Source organism: Calothrix sp. NIES-2100, from assembly GCF_963875285.1.
Classification (GTDB): Bacteria; Cyanobacteriota; Cyanobacteriia; order Cyanobacteriales; family Nostocaceae; genus Aulosira.
Map to the genome: position 1 here is coordinate 8229841 of NZ_CAWNLA010000001.1, position 20764 is coordinate 8250604.

The following is a 20764-nucleotide window of genomic DNA, read 5'->3' on the forward strand; positions in this document are numbered from 1 at the left end:
AGCATGGGGAAGTTGCTAGACTGAGATAATTCTCCGAACTTTGTCCAGTCTTAAAAATACAGCGATGGCAAGACCGAGTTATGGCCCAGAAGCAAAAAAGCGATCGCGGCGCTTATTGGAGGTGTTATTGGCTTATGCTAATGATGCCCTAGACTGTAGGGATGAAGCTACTTTAGATGCTCTCCGTCCCCAAATCCAAACTCGTTGGTTGTCTGAACATCGCCTAGTTATCAGGACTAAGGTCAGATTTTTGCAAGCTTTGACAACTTTAGCACCAGGGGACAGTCAATTAAACGCCGAACAAATTAAAGAAGCCTTAAATCGGTTTGCAGATTTCTTAGAAATTTTAGAAGATAATCGCCCATCTCGCGGTGGTTCGGAAACTTGGCATTTTACCCTCAATCTCTGGCATAAACGCCTAGATACAGAAGCCAATTTACAACAATTTGATATTGAATGGGAAAGTCGCCGCCCACAGAAGTCGAAGCAGGTAGCAGGGGAAGGGGATAAGGGGGGAAGGGGACAAGGGGGACAAGGTAGCAATCTTTCTCCCTCATCTTCCTCATCTCCCTCACACCCAGACTGGAAGCAACTTTGTCGTCATGCTTTAACGGCGCAAAATCACCAACGGTTGACAACTAATCCTCTCACTAGTGCTGATGGTGTCAGTTTTGAATTGGAACAGGTGTATGTCCCTTTGGAATTAGTGGAACGCAAACATCGTCGGCGTTACGGTGGTGATGTGAGTCCGCAAGACGGTTCGCGATTATATGAACCGGAAGATGCGGAAATTACTGATATTTTCAATCATCAGGAATTTCTGCAACAACTACTAATAGAACAAGAAAGCCAGCGCATTGCGATTGTCGGCGAACCAGGAGCCGGCAAAACTACTTTGCTACAAAAGATTGCTGCTTGGGTGTTAGATAATACTGAAGATTTGCCCATCTGGATTGATTTGGCAGACTTACAAGGTAAAACTTTAGAGCAGTACTTAATTCAAGATTGGCTACCTGCGGCGATTCGCAAGCTACGTGTCACAGCAGAAATTGAGGAAGCATTCTGCGAACAGTTTAATCAAGGGCGAGTTTGGTTATTTTTGGATGCAGTCGATGAAATGGCTTTGGAATCTAGCCAAGCTTTAACGAAAATTGCCAGTTATCTCATCGGTTGGGTAGCAGATGCTAGGGTAATTTTGACTTGTCGGCTAAATGTTTGGGATGGCGGTAAGAATGCGTTGCAATCTTTTCACACCTATCGCAACCTCAATTTTAGTTATGGTGATAGCTATGGTGAAAATTTTTCTGTAAGTTCCAATAATTCGTGCAACCAAGTCGGACAGTTTATTCGGCGGTGGTTTCAGGATAATCCAGATTGCGCAGTGAGTTTACAAGCCGAGTTAGAGCAACCAGAACGGCGACGGCTGAAGGATGCGGTGAAAAATCCTCTGCGATTAGCTCTATTGTGCCGCACTTGGGGGTTAGCGCAAGGACGATTACCGACAACCAAAGCAATGCTATATGAGCAGTTTGTCGAGTCAATTTACGAATGGAAACAGGATCGCTTTCCCACATCTTCCACCCAGCGACAACAGTTAAATCAGGCTTTAGGAAAATTGGCACTTTTAGCTATTTCTCAAGAAAAAACTAAGTTTCGGTTGCGACATCGCTTTATCTCTCAAGTTTTAGGCGCTGCTGATGATGGATTGTTTCAATTAGCACTACAGTTAGGCTGGTTGAATCACGTAGGCATATCAGAAACTCAGGGCGAAAAAGTCTATGCTTTTTACCATACAACCTTTCAAGAGTATTTTGCTGCCCAAGCTATTACTGATTGGCATTTTTTTTTAAATCATACATTACATAACAGTAATATCCCCCCTCATTCTCCCTTATCCCCCAGTTACCGCATTTTCGCCCCCCAATGGCGAGAGGTAATTTTACTGTGGTTGGGTAGGGATGACATTCCCCAAGCCCACAAGGAAGAATTTATCCAAGCATTAATTGAATTTGCTGATGATTGTGGGGGGTATTATAGTTATCAAGCTTATTTTGTGGCAGCACAAGGAATTGCTGAGTTTACAGATTGCCAAAAAGCTCTGGAAATTGTTCAGCAATTAATAGAGTGGCGTTTTGGTTATTGCGAGTTTCCCAACCAAAAGCCGTGGAGATATCCCGCACCAATTGTAGAATGTGCGCGGGTGGCGTTATTAAAAACCGATCGCCCAAAAGCGATCGCAGCTTTAGAACAATTCGTTACCTCTAGCCAAAACGAGTTTGACATTTGGAATGCGGCTTACAGCTTGGGTAAAGTCTTCGATCCAGGTAATAAAATTGCGATCGCCGGATTAGAAAAAATTCTCCAAACTGTTCGCTATGAATCACTTCGCTTTTCAGCGGCGTATAGTTTAGGAAAAGTTGATCCAGGTAATAAAATTGCGATCGCGGCTTTGGTGGAAATTATCGCCTCTACCAAGAGTGAATCTACCCGTCGCAAAGTGGCTTATAGTTTAGGCAAAATCGATACGAAAAATATTATTGCTATCTCCACACTAGAGAAAATCGCAGCATCTGCAACTGATCCATCCCAAAGCCGACAAGCACTAGAAAATTTAGCCACCCTTCATAGCGATAAGTTATCTCACTTCGTAACTTCTGTCCCTTCAGGATTTCCCAAAAATAGAAGACGTAAGCGAAAAGCCAAACCCCCATCATCGAATTATTACTCTCTCAATTCCCAGATTGCAGAATTACTCCAAGGTATCGCCATATCAGAAAATGAAGATACCCAAAGACGAAGGGCTTATAAATTGGCGCAGCTGAATCCTGGTAATTTGGTTGCACTCAAAACTTTATTGCAGCTGCTCAAATCAACCACCAGTGACACACTTCGCAAACGTACAGCAGAAAATTTAAAAGAAATCCTTCTCCATGAACAGTTACCAGAAGCGATCGCATCTTTGAAAAATTGTTGCTGTGAGCAATTCACCACTTATGAAGTAGAACGATGCCGAGACTGTTATAAACTTATTTGGCACTGTGCAGACAATATGGATTATTTAGAGTTTTATCAGATTTGGCATCGATGAAATGACAGAAGCCTGTAAGATTTAGCAGCGGAATCCCATAGCCTGCTGCGGCCGCATTGATGACATAATGTTGTCATAGCAATGTCACTAAATAATGAGATATTTTAGAGAGATGGATTGTTAAGCTTAAGTAAAAGGTAGGACAACCTGCCTTTTACTTAATTTATTCCTCAGTAAATATACAGACTTTAGCAATTTAATTTTCTTGCTCGTACCTTGGACGCAATAATTTCAATCAAAAATGTAATTTAATATATCAATTTTCTCATCCGGACAATTTCCAAATAATTTACAAATATTAATCTTGTTGGCAATCGCTTATTTTTTTTAATAATCGGCACTAAATTATGATTAATAAATAATTAATATAAATAAAACATCCTACTCAAAATTATCTGAGCAGGATTAAAATCAAAATATTTCTTTAAACCCAGTTTCATTTTACACGGCTATATTCATAATATGTAGAGGGGTATTACCCCTCAATAGCAGTCTTCAAGGAGTTATGAGAAACTGGAAATAGTCTATAGTTCATACTCTATAACCCAAAATCTAGAATTTATTGACCAACGACAAATGATAATTGACAGTCTTCACTAGAACATCATATCTGCTAGCCAACTTCCAGAAAATTGGTGTTAGCTAAGTTTAAGCGATCGCTTCCATTGTATTGCTTTTCTTTCCATCTCCTTGATAAATCCGTCTTTCCCATCCACATATCCTTGGATATCTTCTGGGTACTGCTTTGCTAATTTACGCTTCAAGTCACTGTATTTGAGTGCATCATCGGGATGTGCAATCATGTAATCTCGAAATGCTAGGTGTCTTTGGACTTCAAAAACGTTAATCTTGAAGATGTGAACATGATGCGTCCTAATTCCTTGATCGTTATGCTTACGGAAGAAACGACGACCAGGAAGACCAAACTCACCCATAATTTCATAACCTAATGCAGTCATCGCTGAACTTTGCTCATCTACCTTGGCGATGTCTTTAACCTGAACTAATATATCAATGATAGGTTTAGCATGGATGGTAGGAATTGAAGTACTACCAATATGATGAATATCAACTACATTATCACCAAGTGCTAGGGCAATCAGCTTGGCTTCATCTTCAAACTTACCACGCCATGTTGGATCATGGGGCACAACTTCTACTTTCATCAGAGACTTGGAAAATTCCCTATTCAAAATTGCCATAAAATTGAAACCTGTTTTGCTTGAGGTCTAAATTCTCCGCTCACACTAAACTTATATCAAGATAATTCATCATTCATTATTACCATCCCCAACTACCAGGAACACCCTTAAAAGGCCCAACTATATCACTGGTAATCCAACCCCCATAAAAGTTCCCAGGTTGCGGTTGTACTTTTTCCCCATCAACATAGCAAGCATCCATTATATGAGCGTAAAAAGCTACATAATTTTCCATAGATGCAAAAGCTGGCGTAGGATTGGGATAAAACCAAGCAGCATTCTGGACTTCTTTATCACTAACACGAATATTATAATAAAGAGCGCGTCCTTTCCACTCACAAAAGCTAGATTGTGGTGTCGGAAAAAGGTATTCCATTTTGATATCGGCTGGAGGAATATAGTATGAAGGTGGGTGGCTAGTTTCTAAAACACGCTTGGCAGAATGCGTATCTACAATCGTTACCCCGTTGAAAATAATCTGAATATGTTTGTTGGTATCCTCAAGGCGTGGTGGACGAGGATAATCCCAAACTGACTCTTGTCCGGGAGAGGGTTCGATGCGTTGAGGATGAACCATAATTACAATTCAAAATTCAAAATTTAGAAATAGCGTTGAGAGTAAACATTCTAACAGTCTATGTCATTATTTTGATGCTGCATATAGTGATTGTGCCATTTCACGTATTTGAACCACCTTATTGTAAAGACATAGCAATGTTCACTATAGTCTGTACTCAGTGGGCGATATGATTTCGCGATCGCTGCTCAAATTGTGGTCATAAGAAACAATCTTTCTCACTCAAAGAACGAATTTTACAGGATGAAAATTTTGGGGTTGAATTTGACACAGAGTGCGATTAGTCCGTCGGAAATGGAACATTTTTTGTAGGGAGAGACGGCTTCAGTCGGGGAAAAATGGTTGATATCACCACAGCCTCAAACTCAACTCAGTAGACCAACGGAAATACACTAACTATATTAAGAAATGTTTTGGGAAACAGGGGAAAGGGGGGAAAAGGAAAAAACTGTTTCGCTCAATTTAGGAAACACAGAATTAGCGATCGCCAAAACAGCAGAGGAATTAAAAGATACAAAACGCTCCAAGCAATACAAGCAAAAAGCTTGAAAGCGCCATCAACAAGCTAATGGTGTGTCCCATTAGTTTTGATGAATTGTAGTGTACCCCTGCGGGGAAGCAAGCTAGTAAGAGGTCTTTTGAGAGGACTTTAGTCAAAAAATCAAGGACTAAAGTCCTGACAAAAATTCAGGCAAAACTTAATTATTTGGCTGTACTAATTGAGTCCCAGCAATTCACATTGATTTCACCTTTAATTGCACACATCAAAACCGACCTAAATCAATGACCAGCCAGATGAGTATATATTGTCTAACGTACTTCCTTAAGACTATCAACCTGTTTGGTAAACAACTCAGTAAATAGACTCATCACTGTACGTTCTTCGCGAACTTTAATATTAGCAGTGATCGACATACCAGACTGTAAGTTGACTGTTTTACCTTTAATTGTTAATGATTGTTTATCTAAACTAACTCGTGCTGGAAAGCGGTAAAACTGATGTGTTTGATCTGGAGGTAATGCATCAGAACCAATTTCGACAACTTTTCCTTTAATATCACCAAATTCGCTGAAAGGAAAGGAATCAATTCTGACATCAACCTTCATATCTTTCCGCACGAAACCAATATCTTTGTTGGTAATGAAAACTTCTGCAATGTATTTTTCATTAGGCACAATTTGCATCAGTTTTTCCGTGGGATTAGCCACAAATCCTGCGTTTTTCGCTTGCAAATCAAAAATAGTCCCACTGACAGGAGCGCGCAGTTCCTGGTATTTGACATTCTGCCTGCTTTGGGCAATTTTGCTATTAACATCTGCCAAACGCTGTTCATTTTCCAGGATCACTTTCATGAATTGGCTATCGATCTCAGCAATCCGCTGTTTGTTTTGAGAGATTCTTTCTAAAATGCTTTGATCGGAAGCTGCTACGGTATTTGTTAACTGCTGCTGTCCTTTTTGGATATCGAATTGGAGGCGTTTTTCTTCTTCTCCTAACTGCGCTACTTCTGCACTCAAATTTTGTACTTGTTGTTGCTGATTAAGATACTGAAGTTGCGAAATACCACCTTCTTCTGCTAAGATTTTGATTTTCGATAAAATCTTTTGTTGGATAGCTAAACTATTTTGAGTATCCTGCTTTTTGAATGTAGTTTGCGATAGTTGCTTCCGAGTTTTTTCAACTTCCAACTGTGCTGCTAAAGAGCGCGAATCTAATTCTTTTTTGGCTACTGATAGACGTTGTTGCTCATCAATTCCTAGTCCTGATTCTGCACCATCTTTTTTCAATTGATTCCGTAACAATTCATTTTCAGAAACTAACGCTGCTCGACTTTTCAGCAGAAAAGCTGTGTCTTGCGGTAATCTACTACGCAAAAATTCTAATTCAGATGTTGTGGCAAAACTTGCTCCCATCAAGCGGCGATAAATTTGGTTTTCTTGATTTATTGCAGCGCGAATTTGATTTAAACTATTTAATTCAGCACGGGTGGCTATAGAATCAAAAGTCAGTAGTAAATCTCCAGCTTTGACATCTTGACCATCTCTGACAAAAACTTCTTTCACCACTCCACTTACAGGAGCTTGCACGTCTTTAACTGTTCCTTCTGGCTTTAATTGTCCTGCGGCTGGTACTACTTGCTCGATTTTCGCTAAACAAGCCCAAGCAATCCCAAAGACAGCTAAGGCCATGAGGGATGCCATAATTGTGCGTGACCAAACTGGAGATTGACGCAGTACAACTGCTTGCTCAAAGTTAGCGTCTTGGAAGTTCAATGCAGACTCTTTTACAGGTTTGGCATCAGTTGTGATTACTCGTCGTGAATCTGTCTGTACTTGGTTATTCTGCCTTCCGCTGCCATTTGTGCTGTTAAAGTTATTACCATTAAGTTGAGTCATAGGGATTTTAGATTTTGAATTAGTATTTGTTTATTTAAGTTAGGTCGGCGTAATGAAAATAGTGGCTAGGGTCGTCATTTGTCATTAGTTATTTGTCATTGCTAAGAGTTTCCAGCGTGTTTACCTTTTGTAATATAGTTGTGTGCAATCGCCTACTTACTTAGTTATCAGTTATCAGTTATCAGTGATTAAGTTATGCCTGAAAAACTGATAACTGATTGATTACAGGTTGACTTCTTGCTGCTGATAAAGGTAAAAATAATGCCCTTTAGCAGCCATTAACTCTTGATGACTTCCTTGTTCTGTGATTCTGCCACTATCCATCACAATAATTCTATCTGCATTACTCACAGTATTCAGGCGGTGAGTAATAAAGAATACCGTAGTTCCTTTAAAGTCTTGAGCTAAATTCAGACAAACTTGTCGCTCTGTGGGGTAATCTAGAGCGCTAGTTGCTTCATCTAAGACTAATAACTTTGGTCGTTGCAGAATCGAGCGCGCGATCGCAATTCTTTGTCTTTGTCCACCGGACAGTGCTGCACCCCTTTCACCCACACGGGTATTGTAACCGTTAGGTAGCCCCATTATAAATTCGTGGGCTACGGCGATGCGAGCGGCTTCGATAATTTCTTCGGTTGTTGCTTCCGGGTTGGTTAAAGCGATGTTTTCCTGAACTGTACCGTCAAACAACAGTGGATCTTGCGGTACTACACCCAGCTGTCGTCGCAATGAATATAGTTCTACTTTGCCAATATCATAACCATCAATTAAAATTCTGCCCGCCTCGACATCATAAAGTCTCAGCAGTAATTTCATCATCGTACTTTTCCCAGATCCACTTTGTCCGACAATGCCGACAAATTGTCCAGCCGGAATTTCCACACTGACACTAGAAAGTTGCAGCGGCCCACTAGCGGCAAAGCGGAAGGAAACATTTTCATATTTCACTGAGCCGACAATCGCAGGTAAGGGGATGTTGTCGCGATTGGTTTCTGCTTCTTCTGGGGTATCAACAATATCGCTCAACCGCTCTAAAGATAAGGCTGTTTCTTGGAAGTTTTGCCACAGTTGAGCCAAACGCAATATTGGGCTGGTGACGTAGCCGGAGATAATTCTAAAAGCGATTAATTCCCCTAAGGTTAATTCACCCTTCAGTACCAAATAAGCTCCTACCCACAAAACTAGTAAACTACTGAGTTTATTGAGAAAGTTACTCGTAGAGTTAGCTAGGGTAGAGGTGACAACAGTTTTAAAGCCAGCGGCTACATAACGCGCATAACGTTCTTGCCAGGAAAAGCGCGATCGCAATTCGATATTTTGCGCTTTCACTGTTTGAATCCCGGACATCACCTCAACTAAATAAGATTGAGTTTCCGCGTTGCGTTCGGCTTTGCCCCGTAACTGTCTACTAACAGTGGGAGAAGCAATTAAAGTGATAATCACAAACACGGGAATTGTGCCCAAACCTACTAGGGTGAGTTGCCAACTATAAAACAGCATGACGATGATATAAACCACCGAAAATACTGCATCTAATCCCACTGTTAAAGCTGTACCTGTGAGAAATTGCCGGATATTTTCTAATTCGTTAATCCGAGTTGACAATTCACCGACTGGCCGCTTTTCAAAATATCGTAGTGGTAGGCGAAGTAAGTGGTCGATAATTTCCGACCCCAAACTCATATCAATGCGGTTGGTAGTATCGACAAATAAGTATGTCCGCAATGTGGTTAACACTGCTTCAAATATACCGACTACTAATAGCAGTACTCCCAATACATTCAACGTATTAATGCTATTTTGAACTATGACTTTATCAATAATTAGCTGAATAACTAGTGGGTTAGCTAAGGCTGCCAATTGCACAAAAAATGAAGCGACAAAAACTTCTATTAGTACACGGCGGTGACGTGATAAATAGGGAACAAACCACCGTAACCCAAACCGTTCTTGGGGGGTTTCTTTGGTAGGCGACACCAGCAATACCCGCACATGAGGCGGCATTTTGCTTTCATCAACCTCTAATCCAGCTATTAGTTCAGCTGGTTTACAGCGGAGTATGCCTTGAGATGGGACACCTACAACTACACCATTTGCATCTGCTGCATATAACACTGCATAACTATCACCATAGCGAACCAATGCTGGTGTAGGAATCCTTGTGATCGAGGTGGCGGGGATATCTACCAGATGAGCCTTGAGTCCGATTAACTCTGACAGATAAGCACAAAGCTGAAATGAGAGAGTACCTTGTTTTCTCATTTGCTCTGTTAAGATGCGGCGCACTACTTCCCGGCGAAACGGAATTTGTAGGTGCTTCAAGAGCATTTGGAAACAGGCAAATGTGGCATTTATTTCCCCATTTCCCCGGTAAAACGGAAATTTTTGGTTTTTTTGTTTACCTTTTGAGCCAACTGCTGGTTGTGAAACTTCTTCTACAGAGGCGTAGGGAATATCTATTGAGTCGAGTGAGAATCTCTGTTGAGGTTGGCTGTCAGTTACTGGCTCTGGTTCCGGCTCATCACCCAGGAAGTACAAATCTGATGGATCTAAACCGACTAGACGTACAGAATTTGGCCCTTCAACTTCGATTTTTCCACCATCAATCAATTGTAAGCGCGAACCAGTGACGAAACTCTTGACTGTACCGCTACCACTGACAAACCAGCTACTTTGATAATTTAGTTGGTTAAATGGGCTTTTTCCGGGAGGGAGGTAATGTACTTTCGCTTCTGGTAAAGCTTGTTCTGAGAGTTCTTTGAGATTAGCACTGGCTAAAGCTTGCTTTTCTAATTGCCAACCGATGACATCAAAGACTTCAATAATATGCGGGCGGTTCTTGCGAAGATTAGCAAAAGCTGGGTATGAAGAGAGTAGCCGTAAATATTCAACTGTACTGAAGGTTAAACAGACTAGTTCTGTGGATGCGATCGCTGTTTCACATGCAACCTGACGCAAAAACCCGATTTCCCCTAGGAACTCTCCTGGTTGCAGTAACTTCAAGGTTACTGGCATTTGCGTTTGCGGATCGTATCCTAAAAGGCGTACTTGTCCTTCATAAATGATTGTTATTCGGTCGGGAATTACTTCTTTCCCGATAATCTTTTGACCTATACGGTAGCGCCAAGCTTGTAGCTGTTGTGAGAGATTGACGATTTCCTCATTAGGTAATTGGTCAAAGCCTTCGATACTGCGCAGAAATTCTTCAAAGGCGTTCTTAATATAAGTCATGCCGTTATAGTAATCAGTTTAATATACGTTTTGCTTATTGGTAATTGGCTACTCAGCCCTGAGAAAGATATCTCATGGCATACTACACATTATGCAGGGTAAAAGTTACATTGTTTGCGAAATTTTACTTAAAATAGTTGCTCTCAATGCCATTTTGGTGGTTAATTGATTGATGATAGTTACCTATTAGCCCAATATAATCCCCAAAGTCAGATTGGGTTAATATTTGTAGACTAATTAGTTACAGGTGGTTTTTAAATTGCAGTACTTATACTGAATTTGGGCGATCGCTTCTGCAAACTCGTTTATGTTACCATGCTCTTAATAAAGAAACTCCAGATTGTCTCTCAGTATTTCTGGAGCTTTCTGGAGTGATTACAGATGCTTAATACAAATCAATTTTTACTTGCTTAACGCTTAATGTCTTTAGGGTATCTACCTAAATTAGTCCTTAGTCAGTTGTCAGTTGTCAGTTGTCAGTTGTAAACACTTTTGACTGTTGACAGTTGACAGTTGACCAATGACCAATGACCAATGACCAATGACCATTGACCAATGACCATTGACCAAAATAAAACCTCGGCTGCGCTTGCCGAGGTAAAAGAAGAAAGCTCCGAAATACCCAAATGTCAGATTTTCTTCAGCGTTGTCGTAGTTTCAATATTTTTGTTTGTTAGCTTTGTAAGCTTATATTAATAAATTTAACTGATTCTTCACATTACGTCAATCATTTGAAGTTTTTGTAAAGCAAACCCCCAAAAATAGGGCTGGGGGTTGTATTTGTGTTAATTCTCATCAGCCATTATCGGGGCAAATTGCGGCTGATATAGGCATTCATTGCATAGGCAGGAGTACGTTCACTATAGTCGGTATCTTGGCCTGTAATCGACTTCGCCAATTTTTCAAAAGACTCGGAACGCCAGTTACGCTCGTGGATGGGCTTGCTTTGCTCTCCCATAAAATACGCCTGAGTGCCGATCACTGAAACTGCTAACCAACCCACAACCAATAATGCAGTTAAGATAGTCATTTTTGACCTCTGTTTAATTTATGTAACATTGTGTAAATAAATATAACTTTAGCGTTACAAAACTTGCAATATGCAAACAATCGTGCTTACCGATAGGGAAAGTAGGGTAATCCACACCAGTGCTGAGACTGTCATTAGTAAAACAAGTGAAGCCTCGTGTTTTGAGACCGAGGCGTGACATCCTTTGAGAATCCCATCTCTTTCAAGGAGGGGAGATGTCAAAGGTTATCTGGGTCAATATTTAATTCTCGGAGTTTAGCGGCTAATTTTTGCGCTTTCTCTTCTGCGGCTTGTCGTGCTGTAACTTCCTCTTCATGAGTTAAGAGTTTTCGACCCGTTACTGATTCGTAAAAGCGCAGTTTAAGAGCATCTAGCCGTAACTCTAAACTCAAAACTTCACTAGTTAAAGAAACTGTACCATCTGTCAGAGTATTGGCTGCGACTGGGAAATAATTGCCCTCGACTAAGCGTAAACCTTGGAGTTGGGGCGTGAGATAATCGCCTGTAGGGTCATATTGGAAATATTCACGCACTCCCAAAAACGCATAAATTCCTTTCTTTGCTCCCTGGTCTTTGCTGCGGGTGGTTTTTGAAGTAATCTCTAAAACAAAATCTGGGGTTTTATCTTGTTCTTCCCAGGTTTTATAAGAGCGGCGTTCCTTATTATCAACACCAAATACCACAAATACATCTGGAGCCACAACTGATTCTGGATTTCCTTGTTCGTAGTAGACAAATAAATTTCCAGAAACGTAAACATCAGGACGGTTTTGGAAATAAATTTCCAGAACATCTGTAGCATAAACCAAATACTTACGCTGTAAATCGCCTTCAGCCATTGGCTTACCGTCCTCTTCTGGATATTCAATTGGCGTAATCGGAATATATTCTACTGAGGCTGTCATGGCTGGATACCTCAACTTAGCTGGTTTTAAATTTAATTTAGCACTTGAATTATTCAGTAAATTTGTCAGGTGTAATTTTATTATTAGTTAGATGTTATGAACGAATAGACTTGATGATAATTTTCTACTCCCAGAGCTTGAAGACCTAATTGAATAGCATTGCAAATAGTTTCATATTCTTCATTCGACATGTGAACACTAATATCAATTCAAATAATGTTTCCAACACATGCATTGTCGTCAAGCTGGGGGAGACACCGCCCCTACAATTTATTTGTTGCATTATTTTTGCAAATTGCTATAGCTTCTCTGTTTGCTGCTGATTTGTGATAAAAAAAGACAGGCAATCTGCCTGTCTTAAAATAAATGAATTCAAAAATAATTTAGAAATTCATCTCAGCAGCTTGGACTTTCTCAACCTGCTTCTTCTTCAACACCAGCATGACTTGAGCCATCATCACAAGAGCGATGAATGCAATCAACCATTTGACGCGACTGGCATCTTGCAATACAATTTCTGCATCTCGTTGACCAAATCCACCAACGTTGGGATTGTTAGTCAAAGCATCACCGGCTTTTACAGTTTGCCCTTCAGAAATAATCAGTTCTGGGCCTAAGGGAATTGTTTCAGAGACAACTTCACCAGAATCGGTTTTGATGCTCAGTACATATTTGACGTTACCGTCTCCATCTTCCTCTTTGGCAATCTTGGTGATTGTACCAGCAGCAGAAGCGTTATAAACAGAGTTGTTGCTCTTTTCACCAGTTGGGTAAACCTGTCCCCGTCCCCGGTTACCACCTACGTGAACTGAATATTTACCGAAGTGGATATTTTTATCAGTTGCGGGGTTGGGAGAGAGAACTGGGAAGACAATTTCCTGATACTGTTCACCAGGTAAGGGGCCGACGATGACGACATTTTCTTTATCTTCGCTGTAAGTTTGGAAGTAAGTGTCGCCAACTTCCTCTTTGAGTTCTTCGGAAATGCGGTCTTCAGGAGCAATTTTGAAGCCTTCGGGTAGCATCAATACCGCACCAACGTTTAAGCCGACTTTAGAACCATCAGCACCTACCTGCTGGACGCTGGTATCGTAGGGGATTTTCACCACAGCTTTGAACACAGTGTCAGGTAGCACTGATTGGGGAACTTCCACTTCTGTCGGCTTAGCCGCTAGGTGACAGTTGGCGCAAACAATTCGCCCAGTCGGTTCGCGGGGGGTTTCTGGATAGGTTTGCTGGGCCCAGAAAGGATAGGCAGCAGCAGATTGTGGCAGGGCTAAATCGCTGGTGAAGTAAAATGTCACAGTAGCGATCGCGATGAGCAATGTTTTGACTATTGCTCTGGTACTGCGAGTTAACCTCGCTGTTGAAGCATTTCTCATCTCTATAAGGGCAACGATTCTCTCATGAATTAGTCATTAGTCATTTGTCATTGGTCATGTGTCATTTGTCAGTGGAAAGTCAACAACTGACCACTGACCACTGACCATTGACAAAAATAATTAAGCCCACCAAGGTTCTTCGCCGGTGCGGAAGTCGGTTTCAGTCCAAGGACTAACGACGACTTTATCGTCTTGGACATTGGTATGTGCCAAAGCCAAAGACAGAGGTGCAGGGCCCCGGACAACTTTGCCAGTTGCGTCGTATTGGGAACCGTGACAAGGACATTTAAATTTGTTCTCCGCCACATTCCAGGGGACAACACAACCGAGGTGGGTGCAGATGGCATTAATGCCGTAATCGCCGATCGCTTCTTTGCTTTCTACAACAAGATAAGTGGGGTCGCCCTTGAGTCCCTGAACTAGGGCGCGATCGCCTACATTATGGCTTGCTAGAAATTTGCTGACGCTAACATCGTTGCCCAGCTCATCTTTTGCCGTTGCACCACCACCTGCACCACCGGCTGCTGGCGGAATAAAGTACTTGACTACTGGATACAATACTCCCAGAGCTACTCCAGTGACAGTGCCAAAAGTGAGCAGATTCATGAATTGACGACGCCCCATATCGGGCACGTCTGCTGATTCAGAAAATTGAGCCATAATCTACGCGCTCTTTGTGTATTTTGTTAAGCATTTTGATAAGAGTACTAGTAGGTGAGCAACTCTTATCTAAGTCGAAATGCTAACGCCCACAAAAATGCCATACTTCTCTGTTCCAAGATATTTCTAGCATCTTTTCTGTTAGCATTACATTTCTTTATATCCTTATCATACTTGAGTTACGGAACTTAACATCATAACTAAATGTAAAATCTAATTGAGACAACCTATGACAGGACAGGAATTACGTCAACTGTTGGTTGATAAGTGGGGATATTCTTACGATGTGCAGTTGCGGCGCTCCCAAGGGAAAATATTTCTGCAAGTCATGTGGAAATATCTAGAGCAAGCCTCTTTTCCCTTGAGCGAGGACGAGTACCAAGCCCATCTAGATAGCATTGCCAATTATCTTCATGCTTTGGGTGGCGCTTCCCAGGTACAGACATTTATTATACAAACACGCGAGCGTCCGCGACTAGGTAAAGCGGTGAGCATTCCCCTAGATTTGGGTGAGCGCTCCTCTGAATGGATATTATGACCAGATTTTACCAAAATTCCCAGCCTTTAACTGCCACAGCCAACACAAAGATTGGTAGTGAGTTGCTAGTTATGTGAGGAATAAGGAGATGAGGGGCAGAGGGGACAAGGAAGACAAGGAGGACAAGGAGGACTAATGACTATTGACTAATGACTAATGACAATCATGAAAAAGGCTTGGTTTAACCAAGCCTCTGTATATACCAAGCATTTACTACACCAAGCCTAATTTAGACTTACTCTGCTGAGACTTCATCATCCTAGAGGATGTGTGCAAATAGTCATAAAACTGATAAAAAATCACCTGGCTTCTGGAGAGAAAAAGGTTTGGTCGCGAGCCAAACCTCGATCATTGCTGTGCTTAACAACGTACTAAAATAATTTAGAGCTACTCTGATAACAGATCATCATCCTAGGGGATGTATCCAAATATGCCAAAACCTGCTAGAAAACTACTTGCTTAAAATCCTAGCTGTTTCAAAATTTGACGATACATAAATATTCTATAAGTATGTTTAAATACTAAAAACATAAAAAAGGCTTGGTTTGACCAAGCCTCCAGATATACCAGGTGTTTACCATATATAAATAATTTAGACATACTCTCCATAGAGATCATCTTTCTTTTTGGAGTGTACAAATCTTCCCAAAGCTGATATGTTGTATCGATTTATTACATTATTTTTTGACTAAATATTATTTTTTTGCATTAAGTATAAAGCAAATAGCTGTACGATAAAAACTCAGACTTGGGTAGGGGAAGACGCTTTGATTTATGTAAGCGACGGGAAACTCCATCCCCTTGCGGCTTGACGAGGTTGTTCTTCCCGTCGCTTGGGACATTGAGCATTGGGCATTGGTGACTCTTCCCCATGCCCTATTCCCCATGCCCAAAACTCCGATCCGTGGGTGGAGTTTTTCATATTTTCCTGCCTCTGATTTTGTGTGAGCAAAAATTTTGAACCACAGAAACACAAGCAGTAACTCTCTTAACTTTGAGAAGTCTTGCGGTTTCTTGGCGAAAGAATCCCCAACCATAACAGCCCTATTTGATTTGTGAAAATCAGTAAGCTCTCAAATCTGCAACTTCTTACAGAAAAAGAAGATATTGTAGTTCACGAATGATTTAGGATTGCTATATGAGTTCGACCATTCCCTCTAAAGGACGCAAGTTACCAAATCAAGCAATAGGAGCTAAGGTTTTCCACTCTGGAAATATCATTAGCTTGTTCATCATGCTTACCAGTGGACTGCAAATTTATAATGCTAATCCAGTTTTTGGTGGACGAGCAGGTTTACACATTTCGCCCATATTTACATTAGGGGCTTGGCTGGCTGGGGGTAGACACTGGCATTTTTTCGCCATGTGGTTATTTTCTTTGAACTTATTGTGGTATGGAATTTACATTTTAATTACCCGACGCTGGCGACATAGATTTGTGGGTGTTAACGATTTCAAAGCGTTACAAAAAAGTCACAATTCTCGACGGCTGATTTATGCTTGGCATCGCATTGTTTATACAGCAATTATCCCTATCTTACTCCTAGCAATATTTACTGGGATAGGCATGTATAAGCCAGCACAATTTTATTGGATAGTAAATATATTTGGTAGTTGGCAAGGACTGCGAATTGCTCACTTTTGTTCAGTCCCCATATTGATTGTATTTGCGATCGCGCATTATTTACTAGGACGGAAAGCTGGGGGTGAGCAACTTACAGAATCTATGTTTTGGTGAAATCGCTGTTCTGGCTGTCGGAGGATTTTTGAATATGGGTTTAATTCGCAGTCATCGTCTGCAATTGACACGCCGTCAATTTTTACAAATTTCTGGATTATCCGGCGTGAGTTTTCTACTTGGTGGCTGTGGTACACCAAGTTTTGAAGATTTGGTGGGTAAACTTTCCGAACCGCTAAATCAAAGGGTGGAAGCGTTGATATTTAATCCTCAAAAGCCTGTACCGGAATTTTCCCCTAGCCAAATTCAACCAGAAGCGTTAATAGTTAATACCTTTAGAGCTACTCCCATTATAGACCAACAAAAGTATCGTTTAATTGTTGATGGTGAAGTCAATAATCCTCTCAGTCTGAGCATGAAAGAAATTCAGACTTTACCTCTAACGTCGATGATTATTCGCCATGTTTGTGTAGAAGGATGGGCGGCGATCGTGCAGTGGGGTGGTATACGTATGCAAGAAATAATTGCTCTTGCCCAACCTAAAGCTAATGTCAAGTATGCTTATTTTAAATCAGCCGACGGCTACTATGAAAGTTGGGATATAGCATCGGTGTTACATCCCCAAACTTTATTAGCTTATCAAAAAAACGGTGAACCTTTACCAGTTGATAATGGTGCCCCTTTGCGTTTAGCTTCGCCGATTAAACTAGGATATAAGCAAAGTAAATGGGTGACTCAAATTACGCTCACTAATTATTTATCACCTTTTAAAGGTTATTGGGAAGACCAAGGTTACGAATGGTTTGCAGGACTTTAAAAAAGTCAGCACCATGCATAGTGGGATGTGGTTCGACTGCGCGGTAATCGAGCGGAGTCGAGATTTCCCAACCGGGGGACAAGGGGGACAAGGGGGACAAGGGGGACAAGGGAGACACGGGGGACAAATGACAAATGACAACTGACAACTGACAACTGACAACTGACAAATAACAAATTAACTATGAAATTTTTTGATAAACTACATGATAATATTGCCCGCAATCAAAGCTTACTCTTTGTTGGGCTTGATCCAAATCCAGAAATGATGCCCACGCGCTATGAATCTCAAGATATCATGACTGGTTTGTGGAATTGGTTGCAATTTATTATTGCCGAAACTGCTGATTTTGTCTGCGCTTATAAGCCAACATTAGGCTTTTATGAAGCATTAGGTATTCCTGGTTTAGAACTATTACACAAAACTTTAACCGCTATTCCTAACCACATTCCAATTATTTTGGATGCTAAACATAGTGACTTAAATACTAGTACTATTTTTGCTCGGACTGTGTTTACAGAATGGGGAGTTGATGCTATTACACTCAGCCCCTATACCGGACAAGATCATGTGGCACCATTTTTAGTTTATCCCGATCATGCAGTATTTATTTTGTGCTGTACATCTAATCCCGGAGCAGAAAATTTACAGCAATATCCGACAAAAGAATCACCTTTATATTTGCAGGTGGTAAAAGAATCAAAAAATTGGGGGACTCCAGAGCAATTAGGATTAGAAGTGGGAACTACAAATCCTGATGTTTTGGGGTTGATTCGAGCAATTGCACCCGAAAGAATGATTATGGCTCGTAGTATTTGGGCAGAGGGTAGCAATCTTAATCAAATTTTAGCAGCAGGCTTGAATGATAGCGGTGATGGGTTGCTGATTCCTGTACCTCAAGATATGTTATCTAGCCCCCAATTATCGCTGGAAATCCAATCTTTACGGGCAGAAATTAATCAATTTAAAACTAATATTGCTGACGATAATTCTACCTGTACTGTGTGGCTACCAGACGTGTGTTTTTTAAATCAACACCCGCAGCAAGATTTAATTTTACAACTTTATGATATTGGCTGCATTATGTTTGGTAATTTTGTGCAAGCCTCAGGAGCAACGTTTCCTTATTATATAGACTTACGGAAAATTATTTCTAATCCTCAAGTCTTTAATCAAGTATTGAATGCTTATGAAAATATTTTGCAAAACCTAAATTTTGATAGAATAGCTGGTATTCCTTATGGTTCTTTACCCACAGCCACAGGTTTAGCTTTACGCTTACAATGTCCAATGATTTTTCCGCGTAAGGAAGTTAAAGCACATGGAACTCGCAAGGTAATTGAGGGAAACTTCCATCCAGGTGAAACTGTTGTGGTTGTGGATGATATTCTGATTAGTGGTAAAAGTGTGATGGAAGGTGCAGAAAAATTGAAATCTGCGGGACTAAATGTTAATGATCTTGTAGTATTTATCGACCATGAACAGGGGGTAAAAGATAAGTTAAGGCAAAATGGTTACCAAAGTTACGCAGTTTTAACTATTTCCGAAATTACAGAAACTCTGTATCAAGCGGGACGGATTAATGAAGAACAATTTTTAGCTTTTAAAGAAAGCTAGTAGAAGGATGAAGTATGAAATAAAGAAATAAATGTAGGATGCGTTACACTGCACAACAACGCACTGTCAACAATTTAATGTGCCGTGCTGATAATTTATATTTCTTCATATACATTTCATTATACTATTAAGTAGTTTGCAGGACTCAAAAAAATTAATTACACCTGATTTAATTTTTGGTTCTTTGTCCTACAAGCGTAACTTTGAATTTGCCTAACCACTGATAAATAATTATGAATATCTCACTCAATCAATTAATTAAAATATTAATTTTAACTCTAATATTTCCTTTGATTTTTCTTAATGGTTGGCTAGCATTTCAGTTTTTCGATTATTTTCAACCAATAGTTACAGTTTTGGTATTAGCAAGTTTGTTTGCTTTCATTTTAAACTATCCTGTTTCCAATCTCCAGGAACAGGGAGTTAAACGTAGCTATGCAATAGGAGCAGTTTTTATACCTGTCTTGCTAATTATAATTGTTGTAAGCATTATTTTAACCCCGATTGTCATAGACCAATTTCATGAAATAGCTAAATTGCTACCCCAATGGATTGATGCTAATGAGGCAAAATTCCAAACTTTAACAGATTCGAGTTTGAGCCAAAAGTTAAAAATTAATGTGGGGGAAATATTAACGCAAGTAAATAATCACTTACCTGATGAATTAGAATATATATTGAAGCATTTATTAAGTATTATTATAGATACTATTGATAGCATTTCTGAAGTTATAGTAACAGTGGTATTAACTTTCTATCTACTAATTGATGGTCAAAGAATTTGGGAAGGAATATTTAAAAAACTCCCTTGGGATTTTGCTCAACAAGTAAGAGATTCTCTGCAACAAAATTTTCAAAATTACTTAATTGGTCAAGTGAGTTTATCACTGCTGATGGGAGTTTCGGAAACTTTAATGTTTGTAGGGTTTCAGGTGCAGTTTGCTTTACTCTTTGGGTTGGGAATTGGAATTTTCAGCTTGATTCCTTTTGGTGATGTTATTAGCTTGATGATAGTGACTTTAATCATAGCCTCACATGATTTTTGGCTAGCAGTAAAGATTTTTGCTGTAGCTATAGTCATCGACCAGTTAATTGATCAGGCGATCGCACCCCGGCTTTTAGGGCGGTTTACAGGACTTAGACCTGTATGGGTGATCGTTTCCTTACTAGTAGGAACTTATATTGGTGGCTTATTGGGTTTGCTAATTGCAGTACCCCTAGCTGGTTTTATCAAAGATGCAGCAGATGGTTTTGTGTCTGTATCTGATGTTAAGAGCAATGCTATTGAGTGTAAGTAAACAATAAAGTTCTTTACTGGTTCGTAAAATTCTTTACTGGCTCGTAAAGTCCTTTACTAACTGTCACAGAGTAAAAGTACTTATAGTATATATTCTTTCAAGTTGATGAAAATTGAATTTATACTTGATTACTGAATCAACTGCTTGTTTCTATTAGAATAGAACTGCGATCGCTTCTACTGTGTTGGTGCTTGGATACCTAGATATGCAATCAAGTAGTCAGAGAATTGGTAAAACTTAGGGCAATCGCCTTATCTGGGATTTGGAACTGGATCGCGATCGCATCACTACACACTACTAAACTTTTACCATGCCTACGATAATGGCCAATTATCATGCCATCC

At 40.2% G+C, this 20764-nt stretch carries 18 protein-coding genes; 8 read left to right on the forward strand and 10 right to left on the reverse strand.

Going from position 1 to position 20764, the window contains the following annotated elements:
* Positions 1–64: 64 nt before the first annotated feature.
* On the forward strand, positions 65–3088 hold the full coding sequence (locus AACU32_RS33510; RefSeq protein ID WP_096606332.1) for an NACHT domain-containing protein: 3024 nt from the start codon (positions 65–67) through the stop codon (positions 3086–3088).
* A gap of 638 nt (positions 3089–3726) precedes the next feature.
* Here AACU32_RS33510 and AACU32_RS33515 read toward each other — a convergent pair.
* The gene (locus tag AACU32_RS33515; protein ID WP_339378494.1) at positions 3727–4290 is read right to left on the reverse strand and encodes a GrpB family protein; all 564 of its coding nucleotides are present in this window, start codon (positions 4288–4290) and stop codon (positions 3727–3729) included.
* Positions 4291–4369: 79 nt separating this feature from the next.
* Positions 4370–4867, reverse strand: coding sequence for a DUF427 domain-containing protein (locus AACU32_RS33520; RefSeq protein WP_096606334.1), 498 nt, complete (start codon positions 4865–4867; stop codon positions 4370–4372).
* 408 nt (positions 4868–5275) lie between these two features.
* Between AACU32_RS33520 and AACU32_RS33525 the strand changes: the two genes are divergently transcribed.
* A complete protein-coding gene (locus AACU32_RS33525; protein ID WP_339378495.1) occupies positions 5276–5416 on the forward strand; it encodes a hypothetical protein in 141 nt (46 codons plus the stop codon).
* 261 nt (positions 5417–5677) lie between these two features.
* Here the strand turns inward: AACU32_RS33525 and AACU32_RS33530 are convergent, their stop codons facing one another.
* Positions 5678–7264 carry an HlyD family efflux transporter periplasmic adaptor subunit gene (locus AACU32_RS33530; protein WP_096606336.1) on the reverse strand — a complete coding sequence of 529 codons (1587 nt, stop codon included), beginning with the start codon at positions 7262–7264 and terminating at the stop codon, positions 5678–5680.
* Between the two features lie 222 nt (positions 7265–7486).
* On the reverse strand, positions 7487–10495 hold the full coding sequence (locus AACU32_RS33535) for a peptidase domain-containing ABC transporter (protein WP_096606338.1): 3009 nt from the start codon (positions 10493–10495) through the stop codon (positions 7487–7489).
* A 555-nt stretch (positions 10496–11050) separates the two neighbouring features.
* Here AACU32_RS33535 and AACU32_RS33540 point away from each other — a divergent pair.
* The gene (locus tag AACU32_RS33540; RefSeq protein ID WP_339378496.1) at positions 11051–11191 is read left to right on the forward strand and encodes a hypothetical protein; all 141 of its coding nucleotides are present in this window, start codon (positions 11051–11053) and stop codon (positions 11189–11191) included.
* Positions 11192–11297: 106 nt separating this feature from the next.
* On the opposite strand, the gene AACU32_RS33545 is transcribed toward AACU32_RS33540, so the two are convergent.
* From AACU32_RS33545 to petC, 4 genes are all read right to left on the reverse strand, one after another.
* Positions 11298–11525 carry a photosystem II protein, Psb35-related gene (locus AACU32_RS33545; protein WP_096606340.1) on the reverse strand — a complete coding sequence of 76 codons (228 nt, stop codon included), beginning with the start codon at positions 11523–11525 and terminating at the stop codon, positions 11298–11300.
* 218 nt (positions 11526–11743) lie between these two features.
* Positions 11744–12430, reverse strand: coding sequence for a Uma2 family endonuclease (locus AACU32_RS33550; protein ID WP_096606342.1), 687 nt, complete (start codon positions 12428–12430; stop codon positions 11744–11746).
* A gap of 383 nt (positions 12431–12813) precedes the next feature.
* The gene (gene petA, locus AACU32_RS33555) at positions 12814–13812 is read right to left on the reverse strand and encodes a cytochrome f (RefSeq protein ID WP_096606344.1); all 999 of its coding nucleotides are present in this window, start codon (positions 13810–13812) and stop codon (positions 12814–12816) included.
* 120 nt (positions 13813–13932) lie between these two features.
* The gene (petC, locus tag AACU32_RS33560; protein ID WP_096606346.1) at positions 13933–14472 is read right to left on the reverse strand and encodes a cytochrome b6-f complex iron-sulfur subunit; all 540 of its coding nucleotides are present in this window, start codon (positions 14470–14472) and stop codon (positions 13933–13935) included.
* A gap of 229 nt (positions 14473–14701) precedes the next feature.
* On the opposite strand from petC, the gene AACU32_RS33565 reads away from it, so the two are divergent.
* Positions 14702–15010, forward strand: a complete 309-nt coding sequence (locus AACU32_RS33565; protein ID WP_096606348.1) for a DUF3067 family protein — start codon at positions 14702–14704, stop codon at positions 15008–15010.
* 772 nt (positions 15011–15782) lie between these two features.
* Here AACU32_RS33565 and AACU32_RS33570 read toward each other — a convergent pair.
* The gene (locus AACU32_RS33570) at positions 15783–15932 is read right to left on the reverse strand and encodes a hypothetical protein (protein WP_339378497.1); all 150 of its coding nucleotides are present in this window, start codon (positions 15930–15932) and stop codon (positions 15783–15785) included.
* Between the two features lie 216 nt (positions 15933–16148).
* On the opposite strand from AACU32_RS33570, the gene AACU32_RS33575 reads away from it, so the two are divergent.
* The 4 genes from AACU32_RS33575 (at position 16149) to AACU32_RS33590 (ending at position 20420) form a co-directional block, all read left to right on the forward strand.
* Entirely contained in the window at positions 16149–16748 is a 600-nt protein-coding gene (locus AACU32_RS33575; protein ID WP_096606352.1) for a cytochrome b/b6 domain-containing protein, read from the forward strand.
* Between the two features lie 34 nt (positions 16749–16782).
* The gene (locus tag AACU32_RS33580) at positions 16783–17505 is read left to right on the forward strand and encodes a molybdopterin-dependent oxidoreductase (protein WP_096606354.1); all 723 of its coding nucleotides are present in this window, start codon (positions 16783–16785) and stop codon (positions 17503–17505) included.
* Positions 17506–17688: 183 nt separating this feature from the next.
* Positions 17689–19122, forward strand: a complete 1434-nt coding sequence (locus AACU32_RS33585) for a bifunctional orotidine-5'-phosphate decarboxylase/orotate phosphoribosyltransferase (protein WP_096606356.1) — start codon at positions 17689–17691, stop codon at positions 19120–19122.
* Positions 19123–19355: 233 nt separating this feature from the next.
* On the forward strand, positions 19356–20420 hold the full coding sequence (locus AACU32_RS33590) for an AI-2E family transporter (protein WP_096606358.1): 1065 nt from the start codon (positions 19356–19358) through the stop codon (positions 20418–20420).
* A gap of 211 nt (positions 20421–20631) precedes the next feature.
* Here AACU32_RS33590 and AACU32_RS33595 read toward each other — a convergent pair whose 3' ends face one another.
* A complete protein-coding gene (locus tag AACU32_RS33595; protein ID WP_339378498.1) occupies positions 20632–20757 on the reverse strand; it encodes a hypothetical protein in 126 nt (41 codons plus the stop codon).
* Between the last annotated feature and the right edge of the window lie 7 nt (positions 20758–20764).